Below are 22,669 nucleotides of genomic sequence, written 5' to 3'. Positions count from 1 at the left end.
ATACCGCATTTTCTTCTCCTGCCTGTACCCGACTGATGCCGTAAATGCTGGCAGCCATCATCGCCTACCAGCTTCGTATCACTTATTTTCATGCTGAAATCTTACTCAGATTTCCAGGACCATCAGAGCGGAAGGGAAACCAGTTCTCGCGGCAATTTGCTCAAGAACTCAATGCCTGTCTCAGTGACCAATATCATATCCTCGAGCATGATAGCGCCCACTCCGTGGCCGTAGTAAGGCGTTTCCAGGCTCATAACCATACCGGGCTGGAACACTTCCGTCGCCTGCGTGCTGACAAATGGCGCCTCTTCCAAACCGAGGAAGACTCCGTCGCCATGCCCCAAATGACCACGGTTGTACTGCTTCAAGCCTGATTTCCGGATAACATCCATCGTAGAATCAAATACATCTTTTAACGCGACGCCGGGCGCGACCATACTCAGCATGTGTTCATGTCCAAGACGAATGCTGTCGTAAATTCGCTGAACCAACGGCGTAGCTTGCCCAAGCACCATGGTTCGGGCAATATCAGCGCCATATCCGGCGACGTCCACGCCACAATCAAATTTAATCAGATCGCTATGCTGCGCCCCGGCGGTTTCTGCTATTAGCTTAGGTGCAAAATTCTCGCCGATGCTGATCAGATGAAAGCGTGAAAGGTTGGTTTCTGGGTGCTGCATAATGGCAGCTTTATAGGCTGCGGTTAACTCAGATGATGTGCAGCCGTGCCGAATTAGTTTACTGGCTTCCGTAATGCCATATTCGGTGATCTCTGCGCTTTTACGTAGATAGGCTATTTCCCACGGACTTTTAATCACCCGGATTTCATTGAAAATCGGCGTAGAATCTACCCACTGCACCCCAGGCGCAACGCGATCCAATACAGTTTTGCCACCGTGAGACATCGCATTTAATTCGATGGCAATTTTTTTATCCAATACGCCAGCATCACACAATGCCGCTTTTAACAAATTGAAGACGGCCGTTACCGGCGGGCCAATCGGGCGCTCTCGCCGTTTATTCGATTGCTCTGGATTAAAGGGATCGTCGACGTCTACCCATACCGGGAAGGTTTTCAGCTCCACATTAGGCATATCAAAAGTTACGCCAGCGGCTTCAAATTCATTCATGATGATCAGTGACGGTAAGTGGGGATCGCGAAATAATACCGCCACCGCCGCACCGGTATGGCGGAAGGTATACATAAAGAAACTGGCAAAACCGGTGAGGTAATAAAAGTTATCGCACAGGGTGACGACCAGAGCATCGATCTTCTCACGCTCCATCACCGCTCTGGCTTTCTCACTAACGCCCTGCAAATGTTTGATTTTTTCGTTGTCCACTGACTTTTCCTTCCCACCCATTGATCATCATTGTGGCACTCAGTGTATCCGCTCTTTAGACAGAAAATCTGCATTACCCGCTATCTTGTTCTTCGAAATCCGCCATCGTCGAAATGACCGCCACTATTCCGCATCACTATCCTGTCGAACTGGCCGAAGAATGGATTACCGACCATTCGCTAACCTGGGAACAAATGAAAACGGTCGTTTTTGCTATTAGCGACATTGAAAATGGCCGCCTGTTAGGTGCTATCTCCCTAATGGATATCCATCAGAATCAAGGCGAAATAGGGCACTGGATCGGTACGGAATAGTGGGGACAAGGAATATGTAGCGAAGCATCTAAGGCGCTGTGTCAATTTGCCTTTGAACGCTTAGGATTATTTGTTATTTACGGCCGTCACCTCAGCCGTAATCCGGCCTCGGGAAAGGTCATGCAAAAATGCGGTTTCCGGCATAGCCACAAAAAAGTTGCAATGAATAAGCTGAAGAAAAGAGAGGAACACTTTGAGGTATATCAATTGACGTCAGATAGGCTTATTTTTAACGCTATCGCCCATCGTGGGCAAAATTCGTACTCTGCATATTTTGACGGCCGAAACTCTTTCGCCAAGAAAACTTATCGCGGCTTAAGCTTAACTGCATTTAAATACTATCAGCTAAATACTATCAGCGCGATTCTTGCCGAAGCGCAGAGGCGGTATAGCCAAAGGCACTTTTAAAACGGTGGCTAAAATGACTGGCCGAGCTGAAACCGCAGGCTAATGCTATTTCTGTCAGCGGCAAATCGCCGTGGCGCAGTAATGAAGCCGCCCTCTCCAATCTCACTTTCATGACATATTGATGAGGAGCTAATCCGGTGCTTTGCTTAAACATTCGGGCAAAATGAAATTCACTAAGCTCCGCCAATTTGGCCAGGTCCGCCAGCAGTAATGGCTGAGACAATTGGCTTTCAATATATTCCTGAACCCGTTTTAAAACGCTGGGAGCCAAACCGCCTTTCACCTGCGGTAATGCCCACTGCAATTGGGTGTAATGACGCAACATATGGGTCAGCAATAAAGTACTGGCGCTGCTCAAGGTCAACTGATTGGCTCGATCTTGCCAATCACAGCTGAGTAAAAATTGCCGATATAACAAAGTAATTTGCATATCATCCGCAAATACGCGCTCGTCAACCTGTAGCTGCGCCGGACTTCGGTCCCAAATCTGCTCGGCCAAAGAACGCAAATGATCGTCTGTGCAATATAAATGGACGAAAGACAGATTAGTGCGCACATCCCAGCTGGAATAACTGTCTTTCGGCATAATACAAAACCGATCCGGACCACCGCCGTTTTTCCAGCCACCGGCGGTTTTGTGATAACACTCATAGCCATCGGCCACGTACAAACTCAGAGTATGGTGATCCGGATTATCCAGGGTGACGCAATCCTGACTGTTGGTCCAGGCTGCCAACTGAATGCCAGACCCGAGCCGCACAGAATTTTGCAGCTGCGCCTTATGGCCTCTCAGGGTATCGAAAGCCTGATAATTCTCGGATTTCACCGCAACAACTCCTTATATGACAGAATTCACAGTTTACTGAGTTACCGTGATGCAAACCAGAGATTCACTACGTAGTTATTAAGAAATGCGCAAGATTATGCAAATGCTGGCAAAGGGCTGAAAGCACAGATTGGGCGAAAGAATCATAATCTCTTTCATGATTTTCTGAACGAGATATTCAATGAATGCTTTATTGTACAGCGCCGTAGTTCTGATTTGGGGTACGACCTGGATTGCCATTACTATGCAACAGGGCAGCGTGCCGGTGACCCAATCGATTTTTTATCGCTTTGTCATCGCGACTCTGACCATGCTGATTATCCTATTGGTTAGCCGTCGATTACGACGTATCGCCTTACGGGATCACCTATTTTGCGTCATTCAGGGGATGTGCGTTTTCGGTTTTAATTTTTACTGTTTTTATCAAGCGGCGGCTTATATTAGCAGCGGACTGGAATCGGTTATTTTCTCCATGGCGGTGCTGTTCAATGCAGTGAACGGACTCATATTTTTCCGGCAACGTTTAAACCCTAACTTTATTCCAGCCAGCATATTAGGGCTGACGGGGATTGTAGCGCTTTTCTGGCACGATCTTATGGCGACACAATTACAGCCTGAATTACTCAAAGGAATTGGCCTGAGCCTGCTGGGTACCTACGGCTTCTCTTTGGGAAATATGATTAGCAGCCGTCATCAACGACGCGGTTTGGATGTCCTGTCGACCAATACCTATGCTATGAGCTACGGGGCGATACTGATGGGGGTTATTGCCTGGGCACAGCACGGTAGTTTTACTCTGGAACTCTCCGCTCACTATCTTGGCGCCTTGTTTTATCTGGCTATTTTTGGCTCCGCTATCGCTTTTGCCCTTTACTTCAGTCTGGTTGGGCGTATTGGAGCCAACGCTGCTGCTTACAGTACTCTGCTATTTCCACTTGTAGCGCTCACTCTCTCCACCTTCTATGAAGGTTATCAATGGCATGCCAATGCCGTACTTGGTCTGATCCTGATTTTACTCGGAAATCTGGTGATGTTCTCCCGTCCCGGTTTTTGGCCGAGTAACTTACGCCTCAAGCGGTCTTGAAAAGAGAGTTTTTAGGGCTGATTACCAAGTAAAAAGCCCATCAAATTAATGCGTTAAATCACAGACAGGATGCCGACCACACCTTCTCTGGCCGGTTAATCATCAGTAAGAGCTACCTTCTTTCTTCATTTCACCCTCAGGCATGGGTTTTTTCATACTATCTTTCTTCATCATTTCTTGCTTATGCATATCGTCCTTTTTCATCATTTCCTTCTTATGCATATCGTCCTTTTTCATCATTTCCTTCTTATGCATATCATCCTTTTTCATCATTTCCTGTTTATGCATATCGTCCTTTTTCATCATCTCCTGCTTATGCATATCATCCTTTTTCATACTCATTTCTTTACTTGCCGTGTTGCTCATAGTGTCCTCGGCATGGGCAACTCCCATTCCCAGTGCAATACAGCTACAGAGCATTAGAATAATAGGCTTTTTCATCGCATATTCCTTTTTTGGTTTAGGTCAAGTAGTAGAGGCTGAGGGTGAGGGTGAGAGCAGACTAGCTGCCACCAAACCAGTTATAACCCTGATCTTCCCAAAAGCCTCCGGGGTATGTATTCGTAACGAAAATGGACTGAATATATTTCGGGTTTTTGTAGCCTAATTTAGTGGGCATACGTAGCTTCATCGGAAATCCATATTCCGCAGGCAGGATTTTCCCATCATAAGTTAATGTCAGTTGAGTTTGCGGGTGCAATGCTGTAGGCATATCAATGCTGGTGTAATAATCATCTGCACACTTAAAACCAACGTATTTAGCGTTTAAATCAGCCCCGATCAGACGCAAGAAATGGGAAAAAGGAATACCGCCCCATTTGCCAATAGCACTCCAACCTTCAACACAAATATGCCGGGTAACCTGCGTAACCTGCGCCATTGCATATAACTCAGGTAATGACCACGGGTGTTTATTATCAACCAGACCGCTTATTTCGAGCCTGAAACTTTCCCCATTAACCTGACGGATTTGATCCTGAGAGTAATAGGCGTTAAAAGGAAACGGGCGAGTAATCATAGATTCCGGATAGACCGGAGCCAGATTTTTGGGATTAAACAGCCAGCCTTGTACCCGATCGTTGAAACGAGAAATTCTCATTAACTGTGAATCGATCTGCGCGTCGCTATCAAAATCACAGCCGGTCAGTAGCATCGCACCGCCCAAGGTCAATCCTTGATTGAGAAAACGCCTGCGGCTGGCTGAATCCAACCCTTTGGCCAGAATTCGCGTGACTTCTTTTACCACTTCGTCACCATCCACTGCAGGGTTAACCCTGATTTTCTGTTTCATATTTGTCGCCTCTAGCGCCCACGAATCATGGCTAATAATGTTCGGGGAACCAATATCACCATGATCAGGTGAATCAGCGTGAAGAAAACGATGTAGGTCATAGCAAAGAAATGAATATAACGAGCGGTAGGGTAGCCTCCGAGTAATTCCCGCAATAACGGAAACTGAACGGACTTCCATAAGACTAAACCAGATAGCACCAGAGTAATTAAAGCCAGCACGGTCACCAAATAAAGGAAACGCTGCACCATATTATAGTGGCGCAAATCGGCATGGCTGAGTTTACCGGTTAACGCTGCTCGCATATCTTGCCAAAGTGCAGACAGGCTTAACGGCCAGAATTTTCCTTTAAATCTTCCGGTTATCGTATTCATAAATAAATAAAACAAGCCGTTAAAGAAAATAAGCCACATTGCTGCGAAATGCCATTGCAACGCGCCACCTAGCCATCCTCCTAGCGTCATCCAATCCGGGTAAGAAAAATTAAACAGTGGAGAGGCGTTATAAATCCGCCAACCGCTAGTGACCATGATAATAATAGCCAGCGCATTCACCCAATGCGTTAGCCGCAGCCACCAAGGGTGAATAGTTGTATTTATTCCCGTCGTTTCCGCCGTTACATTGCCCATCGGCTAAAAGACCATTTTGATTAGAATAAGTTAACTATAGCCCATTCCCTTTCATTACTACTTCAGTGGATAAATCGTTTTATCAGTATAAATGCGTTATTTAGACGAATTTAATCTATGGCTTTTTTTGCAAAAGTACGCTAGCGATAGTTCACTCAACCTAACAATAATCAAGTAAAGCTGGGCATTTACATGCACGAAAATGAAGAAGTATTATGATTTTTAAATATAATCTTACGAGATAGAGATAATAACGAATGGTAGAAAAGTACACCGATAAAGAAAATAGCCCCACGCAGAACGGGTGGGGCGAGAAATAGGAATAATCGTTACTTTTGCTTTGGTGCGCCAAACAAACCGTACAGGCAAAAACCAAAAATAAGCACAATCAAACCCAAGGTTATATAATCGGCCGCTGAGTGCATCTCGCCTCTCCTCTGACAATCGACATATTAACTGACTACGTTAAGCCCGATGGAGAACCCTACCTATCGGGATGGCAGAATAATACACCACAATAGACGCTGATTATGTTGATTCAGGTTAAAAAATCAGTTTTATCCACCAGAATACGGTCTAACACCATTGATCCAGCTTACGGCCTTTCTAACAAACCTACGGTTAAACCACGGGGATGAAATCGAGGGCAAGAATATGGTGAACAAGTTGCGTGCTGGCTAAACGCCTTTGTGAAAATATTTCTGTATAGGAAAATAGGGACGTAAAAAAGGGAAGCCGCGCTTCCCTATTGTACAGGCTGTCGGTTCAGCTAGCGCTTTTCCGGTTCAAACCAGGCCGCCAATTGCAAAATATCGTTCTCTTGCAAAGTACCGGCGTTATAACGTAGCTCTAGCCACGACTGCAACCAACCGTATTTGGCCTCGGCCAGATCCCGTTTGGAATTGAATAACTGCTGTTCCGCCAGCAACACGTCTAGATTAATTCGTTCCCCCCCCAACACGCTACGACGCGTTGCTATCAAAACTTTCTGCGCCGAATCCACTGTCATTTGCCAGGCTCGGATTTTTGCTGCTCCGCTATTACTTAAATTGAACTGACGCTTTAACTCCGCCAATACCTGTCGGGTTTCCTGATCTAATTCAGCCTGAGATTGTTGATAGTGCGCGGTTGCCTGTCGGGTAGCGCTAGATACGCTGCCGCCAGCATAAATAGGCACATTTAACTGCAGCCCGACGCTTTGCGTATCGTATTTCTGATTGTAGTTATATTCCGATTCAGAGCGGGAATTCCGGGATGAAGCAACTAATTGCAACGTCGGTAAATGTCCACTCCGGCTACTTTCTATTTCATAGTGTTTGGCATCCAGGTTATTCCGCTGCCCAGCCAAGCGTGCATTATGCCGCATGGCTAAATCTCGCCATTGAGCCAATGTCCGTCCATCGCTGATATTTTGCGGCAAAGTTTCCAGCGTAAGTGGCCGTAACTCCGCCAGATCCACCGAGCGGCCAATCATATTTTCCAACTCGGTTAGCTGACTATCCAGCGCATCCTGCTGCTCGATTAGCTGTACCTGAGTCAGAGTCAAACGCGCGGCGGTTTCATCAATATCGGTTTGAGTGCCTTCCCCGGCAGCCAGCAACCGGCGATTCAACTGAATTTGCTCCTGATACGCGCGTAGCTGCGCCTCCAGCAGAGATTTCTTTTCCTGCGCCAATAGCGCACTGCTATAAGCGCGATACAAACGCACGATCAATTCCTGACTTTTATCGCGAAAACGTTGATCGGCAAAGAGTTTACGTGCGATCCCCTGCCGATAGCGTGCGTACGCCCCGTAATCAATCAGCGGCTGACGTAAAGATAACATCGAGACATAGCTATCATAATCGCGCTTCACTTTGCTGCTGCTTCGGTTATCCGTCTGGCTTACCGTGGAAGAGTTATTGTTAGCGCCATAACTGTATTGCACCGTGGGCAGTAGTCCTGACAGCCCCAACGCCTCTTCTTCCTGACCGGCGTCTCTTTCATAACCCGCAGCCTGATATTGCGGATCGTGGCGCACCGCCAGTTCCCACGCATCCAACAGACCCAATGCGTTTCCCCTCCCCGGTAATACTAATAAGGTGAGAAAAATGATTCGTAACGTTAATGGCATCCTGCGCTCCCTACTCTTCCGTTAATGCCATATGTAGGCGATCCATCAGAGGTTTAAACAGATAGTTGATCAACGAACGTTCACCGGTGCGAACAAAACCCTGAACCGGCATTCCGGGCTTAATCTGTAAACCATCCAGTTTTTGCCGCCCTGCATCACTGACCTCAACCCGCAGACTGTAATAAGGTTCCTGAGTGCGTTCATCCAACACTCTGTCGGCAGATATCAGCTTCACCGAACCTTCTACTTTTGGCGTAGTGCTCTGATTAAATGCGGTAAATTGCAGTTCCACCGGCAGCCCAGGGTGAATTTTATCCACCATTTCCACCGGTACTCGCGCATCGACAAACAGCGGCTGGTTATCAGGCACGATCTCCATCAGCGATTGACCGGCAGCAATCACGCCACCTTCGGTAAAGACTTTCATTTCCACCACGGTCCCGGCCACCGGCGAGCGCATCTGGACATTAGCTAAATCGAAATCTGCCTTTTCCAACTGGCTAGCCACTTCCGTTAATGTAGATTGCACCTCCGCCAACTGAGTATTGACTTCTTTTTGATACTCTTGCTGGCGCTGCTTAATTCTCAATCCCTGTTCCTGAATTTCACGCTCTCCACGGGTGATTTCGCCGCCGATCTGCGCAATTTCGCCATTAAGTTGTGAATAAAGCTGTTTGGTTTCCAGCATTTTATTTCGCGGGACATAGTTTTCATCTGCCAAAGATTTCAAACCGTCCAGCTGCTGGGATAACGCCTGCCGCTGACTGTTTTTATTACTCCTCACCTGCTTTTGTGCACCCATCGCAGCCTGTAATCCGGCAATATTGGCGTTCAGCGCATCAGTTTCCATTTGCAACGCCTGCTGCCGACTGTTCAGCAATTGCTGCTGCAAAGCCAGAATTTCCACCATACCTTTTTGCTCACGGCTCTGCTGCAAACGGGGCGTTATAACTAACTGTGACTCGCCTTTTTGCTCGGCTAAAAGACGCGCTTCATTGGCTAATAATTGATGATATTGAGACGTCAGCCCATCGCTGGCAGAACGCGCCCGCACAGCATTTAAGGTGATTAAGACCTCTCCGGCCTCAACCCGATCGCCATCGTGAACCATAATACGATCGACGATACCGCCTTCAGGATGTTGAATGGCCTTACGATTGCCGGAAACTACCACGGTGCCCGTAACCGGAACGCCTTTATCCAGCGGTGCTAACAGCGCCCATAGCATAAAGCCGCCAAATCCGGCCAAGACCAGCCCCCATCCCCAGTACAACGCCCGATTCTCGCTATGTTGTACTTCCCGTAAAAATGCCAGTTCCGTTTTTTTATTGTCTTCGGACATATGCCTGGTTTCTCTTTTATTGTCACTCAACCCGGAATTCCCGCCGTTTGCGGCTCGCGTTTCAATGCAGGTTGATTTGCCGCGTTCAACTGCTGCAACTCCGCCATCACTTCCCCTGCGGGACCGAACCGCTGCTGCTGTCCTTGATTCAGAATCAACAGCTTGTGAGCCCGCGCCGTTAACGCCGGTCGGTGAGTGATCAAAATTAGCGTACAGCCGCGCTTTTGTAGGGCATCCAACGCCATTAACAAAGCGCGATCCCCTTCCATATCCAGACTGGCATTGGGTTCATCCAGCACCAACAGACAAGGATCGCCATAAACCGCACGAGCCAGCGCAATACGCTGACGCTGCCCACCCGACAGGCCCGCGCCGCCTTCCCCAAGCACCGTGTCATAGCCCTGTGGCAAAGAAAGTATCAGTTCGTGAACGCCAGCCAGCTTAGCGGCGACGACCACTTTTTCTGCGTCTGGTTCGCCAAATCTGGCGATATTCTCCGCCAAGGTGCCACTGAACAGTTGAATATCCTGAGGAAGATAGCCGATATAAACCCCGGAAATTTCTTTATCCAACTGATTCATATCTGCCGAATCCAGCCTGATCGTGCCTTGCGTCGGCGGCTGTACGGCCACCAACAGGCGTGCTAACGTAGATTTACCTGAGCCAGAAGCGCCAAGAATCCCCAGAGTCTCTCCAGCCTGTAAAGCGAAATGGATATTATGCAAACGCGGCGCTTGGTTATGATTCGGGCGGAAACTGATATGCTCGACGCTTAAATGACCGGTCGGCGCGGGCAGCGCCATTGCGTCTTCGCGATGCGGGTGATTATCGAGCAACAAATGCAGCCGATGCCATGCTTGACGAGCCGCAACCCATTGTTTCCACACGCCAATCAGTTGATCGATTGGGCTCAGCACTCGCCCCACCAAAATGGAACCGGCGATCATCATTCCAGCAGTAATATCTCCTTTCACCGCCAACAAAGCCCCCAGCCCCAGCATCAGTGATTGCAAGATTATGCGGGAACTTTTCGACAAAGCATTAACGCCAGCTGAACGTTCACTGGCAAGATTCTGCTGGCGAATAAATCCATAGTGTTGGGACAACCACCGATTGCGCATATTTCCCAACATTCCCATGGCTTCGATCACTTCCGCATTGCGTAAATGGGTATTTGCCTGATGAGTCGCTTGCATCGATAGTTTATTCGCTTCTGCCAGAGGGCGGCGAGTTACGTATTGGTTGAGCCAAGTGAGGAAAATCAGAAAGACAGCGCCGCCTAATGCCAACATGCCGAGCCACGGATGCAGCAAAAATACGACCGCCAGGAACAGAGGGAACCATGGCGCATCAAAAAAGGCAAACAGGGCATTACCGGTAACAAACTGGCGTAATTGGGTAAGATCCGTCAGCGCCTGCCCAGCTTTAGAATCTCCATCCCGCAAATTACGTTCAAAAGCGGCGTTAAATACCTGTTTATTCAATCGCAAATCTAATCGGGTACCGAGGCGAATTACCACCAAACTGCGTACCCACTCTAGCGCGCCCATAAAAAAACATAAGCCAACCATCAGGATCGTTAGCATCAGCAATGTCATTTCATTGCCGGAGGCCAGAACCCGGTCATAAACCTGCAACATATACAGGGAGGGCGCCAACATCAGTATATTAATAATGGCGCTGAAAATGCCGACGCCGTAAAAACTCCGTCGACATGCGCCCAGCGCCTCTCGTAACCGGTCATAATTGCGAATTGGATGAGAAACCATAACCTTTCCTTAACGGCTTTCTGGCGGGCGATAATTATTTTCTGACTTCACTCTTAGGTAAAAGTGAAGTCATCAGATTATCCGTAACGAAAATTAATCCTGTACGCGGCGTAATATCATTACTCCCGCATCATCCGGTAGCGTCATTTCATAACCGTCTTGGGTTCGCTCAAAAAATGCCACAGCCCCACCGGTTTGATCCGTCAGGGTGATACCATCCGGCGTTGGCCGCCAACCCTGTGGCGCGCTGCCCAGCAATTGTTCTAAGCAGGCAACATCGCCGCTGGCATGCCAAGTGAGATTGGGTTTTATTGCCGTGGACTTCAATTCAATACTGCAGGCTTTTTCTGCTGATTTATTTAACTGTACTTGCCATTGACCGCTTAAATCGCTGGCTTTAGGTAATACCTGGCTGCTTGCCATAATCTCTCCAGAACTTATTGAGGTTAATAACGCCAAAGTGGCACACAAAAATGTTCGATAAGGTTGAAGTAATAACCGCTTCACCATAACTGCTCCTGTATTAATAGCGCATAGGAATATCCGTACATGTGCTATTCCAGATGTTGATCGACTTAGAAAATAAAATCCGTATCCAAGCCAAGCTTACCAATAATGGAAACTTCAAAATGATCTTCCATAACGCCATTATTAACATTCGCCATGTGAAAATGGGTTATATCGCTAGCTGAATCATACTCCAGCATTGCATCACCAGTCGTTGATAAACAATTAAAGTCATCCACAACATTTAACCTCGCCCCATGGAGCGATGTCATACCTGAAACATCCAATCTATCGACGAAAAATTAAAAATACCACATAAAATCAATTCGATAACAGGATTGATCTTTTATATCCTTGTAGGCATAAATATCTTTGCTCGGCATGGGAGAATTAAATATTTTGCCGCCATATAATCCACTTGCGTTATTATTGACATTCCCATCATCTAGACAATCGATACTGCTTTTATTAATGATACAAATTTTGTGGACAACGCTGTAAGACACTTCACTCATTTCATTCTTTATGTTTTTCATAATTAAATCCCTTTCAATTGAGAAAACATTATGTTAACTCGAGCGCCATAACCAGAGAAATTAATGAGAAAACATAAAATAGCCTTTCTATTCTCTTTTTTATCGCCGACGTCTAATTAAGTCAATCAGACGCCGGCAATATTTTATTATCAACTATCAAACGAGAAAATCAGCAGCCTTCATCGGTTGGCCAATAATTTTCAAGGTAAAATCAGATGAAAGTCCGCCGCCCGAATGATTCAACGCAAATTCGTTCATTCCGGTTGTCTCATCAAAACTCAGTATCGCTTCTCCTGCTTTACCGCTGAACTCATTCACCAGCCGCGCACTATTTTCAGCAATATTCAAACCTCTCAGGTCAATTTTATCTATGCCGCTGACGAAATCATAAATAGTATCCGGGTTCTCTGATGTTGAATCCTGGATATTGCCATAAAAGAAGGTATCGCGACCTTCGCCGCCGAACAGATGATCTCCCCCACCTGCACCATAAATAACATCGTTGCCGGCGTTGCCTTTTAAGATGTTACTGACATGATTACCCATCAAAATGTCATTCCCTGAACCACCAATCGCGTTTTCGATCACCGCGCCCGCCGCAATGGACACATTTTTTTCCAAACCGCCGACATCGGAAAATGACTGTTCGTTCAAGTTAATCCGTTGATTGTTTGAATAGCCAGAGAAATCAAACGCATCATTACCACCCGCGTCCCAAACTGCGAACACCTTCTTATCACTGCTATGGTTTAAGCTCAGAGAGTCTCGATTCGTATTTGAGTTGAAACCATAGACAGTATCTTCAGTTCGTGTGTTCATATTTGCGCCATAAAGACGCTGAGCTGCCGCGATATCATCTATTTGAGGACCAACTGGATAGAAACCTTTAAAATCAGCGCCAGTATTCCACTCACTCCAGTAGCTCATTATGCTGTACTGCCTACTGTCTTCCGCATAACCCGCATTACCATAATTTGGCGTACCTTTTAGAGAGTCATAGCGCCCTGGATGGCTTAACCCAAGCGCATGACCTATTTCATGGCTTAAGGTCTGATGACCTGATTGATATAAATCTGGACGTTGATTCCCTTGATGATTGTTATTAATCCATACTCCTACCTGACTCGATGGCCCCCAAGGGAAATATGCATATCCGGTTTTAAAGCTAGGGTTAGAGTCTTGCCCGGAGTAAATTTCATAATTACCAAAACGAATATTCGCATCATGAACCGCGCTGGTTTCATTAAATGTCACATTGGCTACGTCAGCCCAACTTTGCATTGCCTGTTTTGCCGCGGTGACCTGCGCTGAGTTAAATTTCGTCAACCCAGAGTCACCCGCAGGCGTTTTAGCGCCATACCTAGGGTTCAAAAATAAATAATTGACCTCTGCCGATTGATCAATTTGTTTCATGCCATTCCAACTGTGACCTGTTCGTGTAATGGCATCGGCGGCTTCTTCCGAAGTAAACGACACTTTATTCTGCTTTAACGATGTGCCTATTCGATCAGTTGCACCCGCCATTAGCCCCTGCGCGTATAAACTTCCCAACTGATATTCATTATGTTGTCCCTGCTCTGTTATTTTATTTTTACTTTGCTTCATCACGTATATTCCGGATAGTTTGGTTAGATAAAACCAATGCTTTTGTCATGACCCTCAATTCAAAAGCATCACCGTTCACAGATTTTTCGAACTGTACGGCTGCAAGCACCTTTAACACAAAATGCTTTAGCGATCTGGGTATCCACTAATGAATAATTAAAATCACTATACCGCTGCCGTAAAACCACCCTACGTGATAAATCTTTTAATCATAAATCTTATTAAGGAAAATATTTTCTTTATAATAAATAAAAATATTCCTAAAAATTATTAGTCAATAACTTATAGATTTATCTTATTCTCATAAAAAACACAGACAAAACCTGCCATTAATTTTTTATTCATAGCCAACGCCTGATTTAATCAATCAGACATTGGCTATATTTCACTTTTTCTATCAGACGATAAAGTCAGTCGCCTGCATTGGCTGACCCACAATTTTCACCAGGAAATCAGGAATGGCTTCTGCACCACCGATATTCACAGCCAAATCGCTGATATTAGTGTCAGGATTGTAAGTTAATAATGCTTCACCCGCAGAACCGGAGAAGTAATCGACAAAATGAATTCCACCTGTCCCAACATGGAATCCCGACAGATCGATTTTATCGATACCGCCTTCAAAATCCATAATCCAGTCAGGGTTGGCCAGTGTCGAATCCGTGGCGCGACCGTAAACAAAGATATCGCTGCCGCTGCCGCCCCACATTTTATCTGCACCTTCGCCGCCAAACAGCACGTCATTACCCGCTCCGCCGCGCAACTCATTATTGGCTTCATTACCAATGATGACGTCATTACCGGAACCGCCAATCGCATTCTCGATAGTGACACCCGCCGCAATGGAAACGTTAGCTTTCAGGCCGCCTACGTCAGAGAATGACGTCGCTTCCAGATTAATGCGTTGATCAACGCTATAGCCTGAGAAATCAAAGGTGTCGTTGCCACCCGCATCCCAAACGGAGAACACTTTCTGATCGCTGCTATCCGCCAAAGTGAAAGAGTCACGATGAGTATTGGAGTTAAAACCGTAAGTATTATCTTCAGTACGCGTGCTCATATTAGCCCCGTACAAACGTTGAATTGCTGCAATATCGTCCACCAATGGCGTTAATCCGTAGTGCCCTTGATGATCCGCTCCAGATTGAGTTTCATCCCAATAACTCATAATACTGAACTGACGAGTATCTTCGCCGTAAACCGCATCAGCTTTAAAGGTATTGCCTTGACCCGCGTTATAATCCGCTGGATGGCTCAGCCCCAGAGCATGGCCTAATTCATGTGCCAATGTTAAGCGACCATATTCCATTGAGCCTGGCTCGCGAATATTATCCACGTTGTAATTATACCAGGTACCCGCGTTTGCAATTTTGCCATCACTGTAATAACTGGTGCTGGTAAATGCCTGACCGCCCGCTAACTGGCCAGTAGAGGTTAACGAATAGTTGCCCAATGTAATATTGGCTTTCTCCGTTGGACCGACTTCAGTGAAATGGACATTAGCAACATCAGACCAGGATTGGAGTGCAAGTTTAGTTTGAATTACCTGCTCCGGATTAAATTTAATGAATCCGTTAATCCCAGTAGGAATTTTGGAATTGTGGTCTAAAAATGAATATTTAAGATCGGCATCCTGCCCTAAATTCATTTTACCATTCCAACTTAATCCACCGCGATTTAACTGCAATACGGCTTTATCCAAAGCATAACTCACTTTACCGCTAGTAGTGGTAACGCCATCGCCACGAACAGAATCTAAGAATAGATTGATTACATCACTATAACCTTCCATATGATTATTTGAGGCGAGTTGAGCGTCAGATGTCTTCTTGATTGTTTTCAACGTTAAGTTCCTTGTAATTAAATAAACTCACCACCACGGCGACTATCTACACTCATTAACGGGTAAGATTTACCCGTGTAAAAAATGCAAATCCATGTCATCTCCTTTGTAGTGGTATTACATAAAAACATACTTCATATATACAATTATTTTCAGACTAATTAATACATAAAGATAATTTGTTTAATCATCAAAATGCGTTTTGATTATATGTTTTACGTTATTAAAAACAAGTAATAATAATCATCATGAATTTAAAAAAGATAAATCCTAATTACAACCATTAAATTTACGCGTTATTTTCCCAGAAAAATCCTATTAGCTTATTCCGGAGTTTCTGATTTAAGTCATTAACAACGTCTAATAAAAATCATTAGACGTTGTTTTTATTTCAAGAATCTAAGCTATCAAACAATAAAATCTGTCGCCTGAGCCGGTTGCCCAACAATCTTCACTAGGAAATCTGCGAATGACCGGTCGCCAGCGATATTTAATGCTAAATCGCTTACGTTGCTTCCTGCGTCATAAGTCAGCATGGCTTCACCTGCTTTACCGCTGAAGTTATCGACAAAATGCAGGCCACCGCTTTTACCCAGATTAAAGGCCGAAAGATCGATCTTATCGATACCTCTTTCGAAATCCATGATCCAGTCGGTAGCTTTCGGTGTGGAGTCGCTTACTTGAGCAAAGACAAAAATATCTTTACCCACGCCACCCCACAGCACGTCCGCCCCGCCGCCGCCGAATAACACATCGTCGCCATCGCCACCTATTAAGGTATTGCGCGCATCATTACCCACGATGACATCATTACCGGAACCGCCAATGGCATTTTCGATGGTTACGCCTGCGGCAATAGATACGTTGCCTTTCAGCCCGCCCACGTCAGAGAAAGATTTTTCGTTCAGATTAATACGCTGATTATTGCTATAGCCGGAGAAGTCGAAAGTATCGTTGCCATCGGCATCCCATACGGAGAATATCAACGCCTTGCTGCTATCGGTCGCGGTGTAATAATCACGATCGGTGTTTGAATTGAAACCGTAAATAGTATCGCCGGCGCGGGTCGTCATATTTGCACCGTACAAATGTTGGACCGCGGAAATATCATCTAAAAGAGGTGCGGCGGCGTAATGGCCTTTGTTATCGCCACCGGTATTTTTCTCACCCCAGTAACTCATAATACTGAACTGACGAGTGTCTTCCGCGTAGGTTACATCCTTATAAGACGGATAACCTTGACCCGCATTATAATTACCCGGATGGCTAAGCCCCAGTGCATGTCCAATCTCATGAGTTATAGTCTGGCGGCCGTATTCCATGGTATTTGGGCTACGAATATTATCGACATTGTAGTTATACCAGGTCGAACCGGACGGACTCCCGCTACCCGGTAAATACGCATAAGCCTGGGAATCGGCCGGAGAACCGTCGTGGGAAAGCGTATAATTACCAAAAGTAATATTGGCTTTCTGGCTGGACGCGATTTCTGTGAAAGTAATATTGGCGGCATCCGCCCACGACTGTAATGACAACTTAGCCGTTTCGATTTGCGCAGGATTGAATTTGACAAAACCCTTATCGCCACTCGGAATTTTGCTAACACTGTTTAAAAATGAATAGGTCAGCTTTACTGGCTGATCAAAAACATTTTTACCATTCCAGGTTTGCCCGGTACGGGTAATCTGTAACCCCGCGTCTTCAGTAGAGTAAGACGGTTTGCCATTTCTTATCAGGTCATCACCACGCGCGTGATACTGTAATAACTCATTTACCGCATTATAGCCATTACGCGCTACAGCAGCATCAAACTGATCGACAGTTTTATTACTACTTGCTTTCATAGATAAAGTTCCAAGTAATTTGGCTTAAGTGCAATTTAACCGAATATAGCCAATGAATTAATCTAATAATAAATTAAAGACACAGGCTTCCAGCTGCCGCGATCATGCAGCAGTATGACTAAAAAAATATAAAAAGATGATTGATAACTGCCTAAGTAGTTATACAAAATTAATTATAGACGGTTATTATAAAACGCAAGAATATTGGAATTTATTTTTATCCCTTTATGGAAAAAATTTAAAAATTTAATTAAAACATGGAGTTATATTGTAATAATTATTGAATTATTTTTATAAAAATAGATGTATATATAATCATTTCATAGATAATCATTGGCATAGTGAATTAATATTGGTGACATGTATCCATTTCATTGTCGACCTAGGATTAAAATTAACCAATTATAATTACGCCTCAAAACCACTTATCATGCAATAAAGTTATAATAAATGAAAAATAGGCATATGAATAAAGAACGCCGTAATAAAAGCGGATAACAAAACCAAAATTAAACCAATAATAAATCCATCTTGAATTCATTAAATTCTGATTTTCAGGTTCCTTCCCCGTCGATTAACCTTATTATTTTAGAGGGAAAAGCAAAACTAATATCATGACATTTTAACTGGATATATATCTGGAAAACGGCTGGTCAGATTTTACTGGAAACATGCTAAAACAGTTCTTAAGTCAGTTTGATACGTAACAACCTGATAAAATAAAACACATAATATTCAATGATATAGTCAGTTAAAAACCGACAAATGCAATTATCAATATCGAAATGATAATTATTTGCATCAAAAAATTTATAATGCTATATATATCCCGCTTTGAACGGAATAATAATCGTTTTCTCTTAACGTTAGCCAAATGACAAATAGGAACACCTTGAGCATGGATATCAATCCCTCAGGTATGTCTGGGCTTATTATTCCCTGAAATTCTACTCTTCAATAGGGACACTATAGAGATGGCTTCAACGCGGAAATTCAATGATAACTATATCCAACATCTTAATGGCGAGAACTGGTCTCGAGCGAATACCCATTTAGTTGGGAAAATACTGCGTGAACTTAGCCATGAGAAATTAATCGCACCAACCCGTCTGGAAACGCAGGCGAATGGCCTTTGTCGCTATAGTTTTTGTCCCGACAGCGTTAGTTCCAATCACAACAAAATAGAATATCGCTTCAGTGCCTACCCTTACCAACTAGATCATCTGGATATTGAAACCGATACATTAACCAAAACCGTGGAGGGTAAACCGCAGCCACTGGATGCGTTACAACTTATCATTGAATTAAATAGCCTGCTTTGTATTTCCGAAAAAATGCTGCCAGTCTATTTAGATGAGATCTCCAGCACTCTTTATGGTCACGCATTTAAATATCACCATAATAATCTGAGTTCGACACAGTTAACTCAGGCAGACTACCAAAGTGTAGAAACAGCGATGAGCGAAGGGCATCCGGTTTTTATTGCTAATAATGGTCGCATTGGGTTTGATATTGCAGATTATGCTCACTTTGCGCCGGAAAGTGCTCATTCGATCAAACTTATCTGGATTGCGGTACACCAAAATAAAACCGTTTTTGCCAGTTTAACTGGTCTCAGTTATCAGCAGTTAATGCAGGAAGAACTGGGGAATGACCAGACAGAAGATTTCCTCCGTCAGTTAACCTCCCGTGGCCTGAACGCTAACGACTATTTCTTTATGCCATTACATCCGTGGCAATGGTACGAAAGAATTGCCACTAGCTTTGCCGCCGATATAGCACGCAATGACATTGTTTATCTGGGCCAAGGGCAGGATAGCTACCTAGCCCAACAGTCAATTCGCACATTTTTTAATATCGCTAATCCGCAAAAGAATTACGTTAAAACGGCGCTGTCGATTCTGAATATGGGCTTTATGCGCGGGCTTTCCCCGCACAGTATGGCCACCACGCCGCTAGTGAATGAATGGCTGGCAACGTTGGTTTCCCAAGATCCATTCTTTCAACAGAAAAAATTTACCCTCCTGCGGGAACGCGCAGCAATGGGCTATTTCAATGATTATTTCGAAACCGCGCTGATTAAAGACAATCCGCATAAGAAAATGCTTTCAGCGCTATGGCGAGAAAGCCCAATCCCCTTACTCGCCAGCCATCAGCGTTTAATGACCATGGCCTCTCTCTTGCACCGGGATAATACCGGTCATTCGGTCGTGGCCGCATTAGTTCATTCTTCTGGTTTAGACGCAGATAAATGGATTGCACATTATCTGGATGCCTATCTTTCTCCGTTATTGCACGCCTTCTTCACCTACGATCTGGTCTTTATGCCTCACGGGGAAAACCTGATGTTGGTTCTGGAGAATAACGTTCCGGTACATGTGTTAATGAAAGATATCGGAGAAGAAATTGCCATTCTTAACGGCGATATAACACTGCCCGAGGAGATTAAAGATCTGCATGTCACTATCGAAGACGATATGAAGATCAATTATATTTTCCTGGATATTTTTGACTGTTTCTTCCGTTATCTCACGCCAATTCTACAAAAAGATCTGGGACTGCCCGAACGCCAATTCTGGAAATTAGTCGCGGACTGCATTTATGCCTATCAGGCTCAGCATCCGGCACTGGCCGATAAATATAACCAATTCGACCTGTTTAAAGCCGATTTTGTTCGCACCTGTCTGAATCGCCTGCAAATGGCCAATAACCAGCAAATGATCGATCTCGACGATCGGGAGAAGAATCTCAAATTTGCTGGCACCTTAGCAAACCCGATTCATGCCTTTAAAACGGCAGGTTAATTAATGACGGCAGCGGCGTGGGTCGCTGCCCACCCCAGTGGCACAACCTGATATTTGGTGAAAAGAATAATGAAAAGAAGTGACGGCAAGAACCCGATTCGCCTGCAACCTTCACACAGAGTTAAACCCGTGGCATGGGCTCTTGCCGCTAATTTATCGCTATTGGGGAGCGCTTATGCCGCCAGCGATAATCATAATGACAGCGCGAAGTCATCACCGAAAAACAGCGCTGAAGAAACCACCATGACCGTGATTGCCTCGCCGCTAAACCACCCAGGTGTAACGGAAGACAGCGGCAGTTATAATACCTCTTCAATGTCTACGGCCACCGGTCTGAATATTTCTGCTCGCGAAACGCCACAGTCGGTCAGTATTCTGACGAAACAGCGTATGCGCGATCAAAACCTGACCAGCGTAGAAAGCGCGGTCAATAATATTACCGGCCTGAACGTTCGTCAGTTCGATAGCGATCGCTTCGGTTTTACTTCACGCGGCATGAGCGTGAATAATATTATGCGCGACGGCGTAGCCACTTTTTACGATACCCGCTTTAATTACGGCGATAACACGCTGGATACCGATATGTTCGATCGGATTGAAGTGGTACGTGGTGCGGCGGGTTTAATGACCGGGCCGGGAAACCCATCGGCTGTGATTAATCTGGTACGTAAACGTCCGACTCAGGATTTTCGCGGCAGCGTTTCTGCCGGCGTTGGCTCATGGGATAAATGGCGTACTACGCTGGATCTTTCTGGTCCGCTGAATAGCGATGGCAGCGTCCGCGGGCGTTTTGTCACGGCGTATCAGGATACCCATTCTTTCGTTGACCGATACAAACAAAGCAGCAATCCATTTTACGGCATTCTGGAAGTGGATCTGACGCCAGACACCCTGCTGACCATCGGCGCCGATACTCAACGCAATATGACCCAAGGGGGCATGTTTGGCGGGTTGCCGCTGTTTTACAGCGACAGTGGCCGAACTCATTACGGTCGTTCGGCCAGCACCGCGCCTGACTGGACTTCTTCCGAAACCCGAACCCAGTCGTTGTTTAGCAGCCTGCAACACCAGTTCGACAACGGCTGGAACATCAAGGGTACCTTTACTTTTGATAATGACAAACTGCTGCAAAACGTGATGTGGGCAGATGGTTATCCGGATCGTACGACCAATATCGGCATGCGCCCAGGGAGTATGTCGCTTATTGACGGAACTCGCCGTCAGCAAAACTATGATATTCAGGTTAACGGTCATTACAGTCTGTTTGGGCGTCAACATCAGCTTGGCTTTGGCTGGAACCACCAACGCCAGAATTTTGATAACGACTATTACAATCCCGCCAATTGCAGCACCCGCAGTACTTGCCCCGAACTGGGGGATTTTACTCAGCCGGGCTGGCAGTATCCTAAACCGATCTGGAGCACTACTCGCGCCTACGGTTCTAAAGGGCGTAACGATCAAACCGCGCAATATGCGGTGACTCAGCTTTCTCTGGCCGATCCGCTAACGTTGATTCTCGGTGGCCGTTTAACCACATGGGAAACCCGAGGCGATAACTTCGGCACGCCGCAAAATGCCAAATATAAAAATCAGTTCGTGCCCTACAGCGGCCTGATTTACGACATCAACAGCGATTTGTCGGTTTATACCAGCTACACCGAAATCTTCAATCCGGAAAGTCGCCGCAATCGTGATAACCAACTGTTGGACCCGATCAGTGGGCAAAACTACGAAGTGGGAATGAAAGGCGTCGCCTTCGACAACAGCATTGATTATTCGTTAGCGGTGTTTGAAATTCGTCAGGACAACATGCCAGTGGCGGATACCACCGCGCCGCGTCTGCCAGATAACAGCCGCCCTTACTATGCCGTAGACGGGACTAAAACCCGTGGTTTTGAAGCGGAAATCAGCGGGAAAGTCACTGAAAACTGGAACCTGTTCGCCGGTTATACCCAATATCATGTGCAAGTGCCAAACGGGCAAACTTTCACTCCGATCACGCCGCAAAAAGTCCTGAAAGTTTTCACCACCTATACCCTGCCAGGGTCGATGAAAGACCTGACTCTCGGCGGCGGTGTCAACTGGCAAGGCAAGACCTACAGTGATGTAACCAGCCCGACCGGCGTGCAGCGCGTGGGTCAGGATAGTTTTGCGGTTTACAGCCTGATGAGCCGCTATCAGTTCACTCCGCAGCTGTCGCTTACGGTGAATCTGGATAACCTATTCAATCAGCATTATTACTCGCAAATTGGTCAGTACAGCCAATACCTAGTGGGCAAGCCGCGTAATGTGGATGCCACTGTGCGTTACACCTTCTGATTATTGTTAATACCGCCAACACCACGGAGCGCGTTTTTCGGCTCCGTGGCTGCTTGTGATAACACTAAGGAAAAACTCTCGACCCAAATGTT

Annotated in this window: 17 protein-coding genes and 1 pseudogene; 4 read left to right on the top strand and 14 right to left on the bottom strand. The window is 45.7% G+C overall.

Annotated elements, in window-relative coordinates:
- Nucleotides 1-122: 122 nt before the first annotated feature.
- Nucleotides 123-1,343, bottom strand: a complete 1,221-nt coding sequence (locus tag ACQ4OC_RS02280; RefSeq protein ID WP_430970899.1) for a M24 family metallopeptidase — start codon at nucleotides 1,341-1,343, stop codon at nucleotides 123-125.
- Between the two features lie 113 nt (nucleotides 1,344-1,456).
- Between ACQ4OC_RS02280 and ACQ4OC_RS02275 the strand changes: the two are divergent.
- Nucleotides 1,457-2,065: pseudogene (locus ACQ4OC_RS02275) on the top strand (GNAT family N-acetyltransferase).
- Here the strand turns inward: ACQ4OC_RS02275 and ACQ4OC_RS02270 are convergent.
- Complete coding sequence (locus ACQ4OC_RS02270; RefSeq protein WP_064513327.1) at nucleotides 2,013-2,891, bottom strand: helix-turn-helix domain-containing protein; 879 nt, start codon at nucleotides 2,889-2,891, stop codon at nucleotides 2,013-2,015. The pseudogene ACQ4OC_RS02275 and the gene ACQ4OC_RS02270 overlap by 53 nt on opposite strands.
- A gap of 181 nt (nucleotides 2,892-3,072) precedes the next feature.
- On the opposite strand from ACQ4OC_RS02270, the gene ACQ4OC_RS02265 reads away from it, so the two are divergent.
- A complete protein-coding gene (locus ACQ4OC_RS02265; RefSeq protein WP_430970898.1) occupies nucleotides 3,073-3,975 on the top strand; it encodes a DMT family transporter in 903 nt (300 codons plus the stop codon).
- Nucleotides 3,976-4,077: 102 nt separating this feature from the next.
- Here the strand turns inward: ACQ4OC_RS02265 and ACQ4OC_RS02260 are convergent, their stop codons facing one another.
- From ACQ4OC_RS02260 to ACQ4OC_RS02205, 12 genes are all read right to left on the bottom strand, one after another.
- The gene (locus ACQ4OC_RS02260; protein WP_064513323.1) at nucleotides 4,078-4,416 is read right to left on the bottom strand and encodes a hypothetical protein; all 339 of its coding nucleotides are present in this window, start codon (nucleotides 4,414-4,416) and stop codon (nucleotides 4,078-4,080) included.
- 61 nt (nucleotides 4,417-4,477) lie between these two features.
- Nucleotides 4,478-5,266: a molybdopterin-dependent oxidoreductase gene (locus ACQ4OC_RS02255; protein ID WP_064513321.1), complete on the bottom strand. Its 789-nt coding sequence runs from the start codon at nucleotides 5,264-5,266 to the stop codon at nucleotides 4,478-4,480.
- A gap of 11 nt (nucleotides 5,267-5,277) precedes the next feature.
- Nucleotides 5,278-5,895, bottom strand: coding sequence for a cytochrome b/b6 domain-containing protein (locus ACQ4OC_RS02250; protein WP_064513319.1), 618 nt, complete (start codon nucleotides 5,893-5,895; stop codon nucleotides 5,278-5,280).
- A 769-nt stretch (nucleotides 5,896-6,664) separates the two neighbouring features.
- The gene (locus ACQ4OC_RS02245) at nucleotides 6,665-8,008 is read right to left on the bottom strand and encodes a TolC family outer membrane protein (protein ID WP_064513317.1); all 1,344 of its coding nucleotides are present in this window, start codon (nucleotides 8,006-8,008) and stop codon (nucleotides 6,665-6,667) included.
- 10 nt (nucleotides 8,009-8,018) lie between these two features.
- A complete protein-coding gene (locus ACQ4OC_RS02240; RefSeq protein WP_064513315.1) occupies nucleotides 8,019-9,350 on the bottom strand; it encodes an HlyD family type I secretion periplasmic adaptor subunit in 1,332 nt (443 codons plus the stop codon).
- Nucleotides 9,351-9,376: 26 nt separating this feature from the next.
- Nucleotides 9,377-11,119 carry a type I secretion system permease/ATPase gene (locus ACQ4OC_RS02235; RefSeq protein ID WP_430970897.1) on the bottom strand — a complete coding sequence of 581 codons (1,743 nt, stop codon included), beginning with the start codon at nucleotides 11,117-11,119 and terminating at the stop codon, nucleotides 9,377-9,379.
- 93 nt (nucleotides 11,120-11,212) lie between these two features.
- Nucleotides 11,213-11,542: a protease inhibitor Inh/omp19 family protein gene (locus ACQ4OC_RS02230; protein WP_064513311.1), complete on the bottom strand. Its 330-nt coding sequence runs from the start codon at nucleotides 11,540-11,542 to the stop codon at nucleotides 11,213-11,215.
- Nucleotides 11,543-11,694: 152 nt separating this feature from the next.
- On the bottom strand, nucleotides 11,695-11,913 hold the full coding sequence (locus tag ACQ4OC_RS02225) for a M10 family metallopeptidase C-terminal domain-containing protein (RefSeq protein WP_256966647.1): 219 nt from the start codon (nucleotides 11,911-11,913) through the stop codon (nucleotides 11,695-11,697).
- Nucleotides 11,914-11,928: 15 nt separating this feature from the next.
- Nucleotides 11,929-12,162, bottom strand: a complete 234-nt coding sequence (locus ACQ4OC_RS02220; protein ID WP_064513310.1) for a hypothetical protein — start codon at nucleotides 12,160-12,162, stop codon at nucleotides 11,929-11,931.
- Nucleotides 12,163-12,318: 156 nt separating this feature from the next.
- On the bottom strand, nucleotides 12,319-13,767 hold the full coding sequence (locus ACQ4OC_RS02215) for a serralysin family metalloprotease (protein ID WP_064513307.1): 1,449 nt from the start codon (nucleotides 13,765-13,767) through the stop codon (nucleotides 12,319-12,321).
- Between the two features lie 397 nt (nucleotides 13,768-14,164).
- Complete coding sequence (locus ACQ4OC_RS02210; protein WP_430970977.1) at nucleotides 14,165-15,559, bottom strand: serralysin family metalloprotease; 1,395 nt, start codon at nucleotides 15,557-15,559, stop codon at nucleotides 14,165-14,167.
- A 458-nt stretch (nucleotides 15,560-16,017) separates the two neighbouring features.
- Nucleotides 16,018-17,454 carry a serralysin family metalloprotease gene (locus ACQ4OC_RS02205; protein WP_430970896.1) on the bottom strand — a complete coding sequence of 479 codons (1,437 nt, stop codon included), beginning with the start codon at nucleotides 17,452-17,454 and terminating at the stop codon, nucleotides 16,018-16,020.
- 974 nt (nucleotides 17,455-18,428) lie between these two features.
- Between ACQ4OC_RS02205 and ACQ4OC_RS02200 the strand changes: the two genes are divergently transcribed.
- Entirely contained in the window at nucleotides 18,429-20,258 is a 1,830-nt protein-coding gene (locus tag ACQ4OC_RS02200) for an IucA/IucC family protein (protein ID WP_064513301.1), read from the top strand.
- A gap of 69 nt (nucleotides 20,259-20,327) precedes the next feature.
- Entirely contained in the window at nucleotides 20,328-22,577 is a 2,250-nt protein-coding gene (locus tag ACQ4OC_RS02195) for a TonB-dependent siderophore receptor (protein ID WP_064513299.1), read from the top strand.
- Nucleotides 22,578-22,669: the final 92 nt, after the last annotated feature.

The sequence above is a fragment of the Yersinia sp. J1 genome, assembly GCF_050586585.1.
GTDB classification, from domain to species: Bacteria; Pseudomonadota; Gammaproteobacteria; order Enterobacterales; family Enterobacteriaceae; genus Yersinia; species Yersinia entomophaga.
Note: the sequence above shows the minus strand (reverse complement) of the source record. Positions and strands in the feature narration are given on the sequence as shown.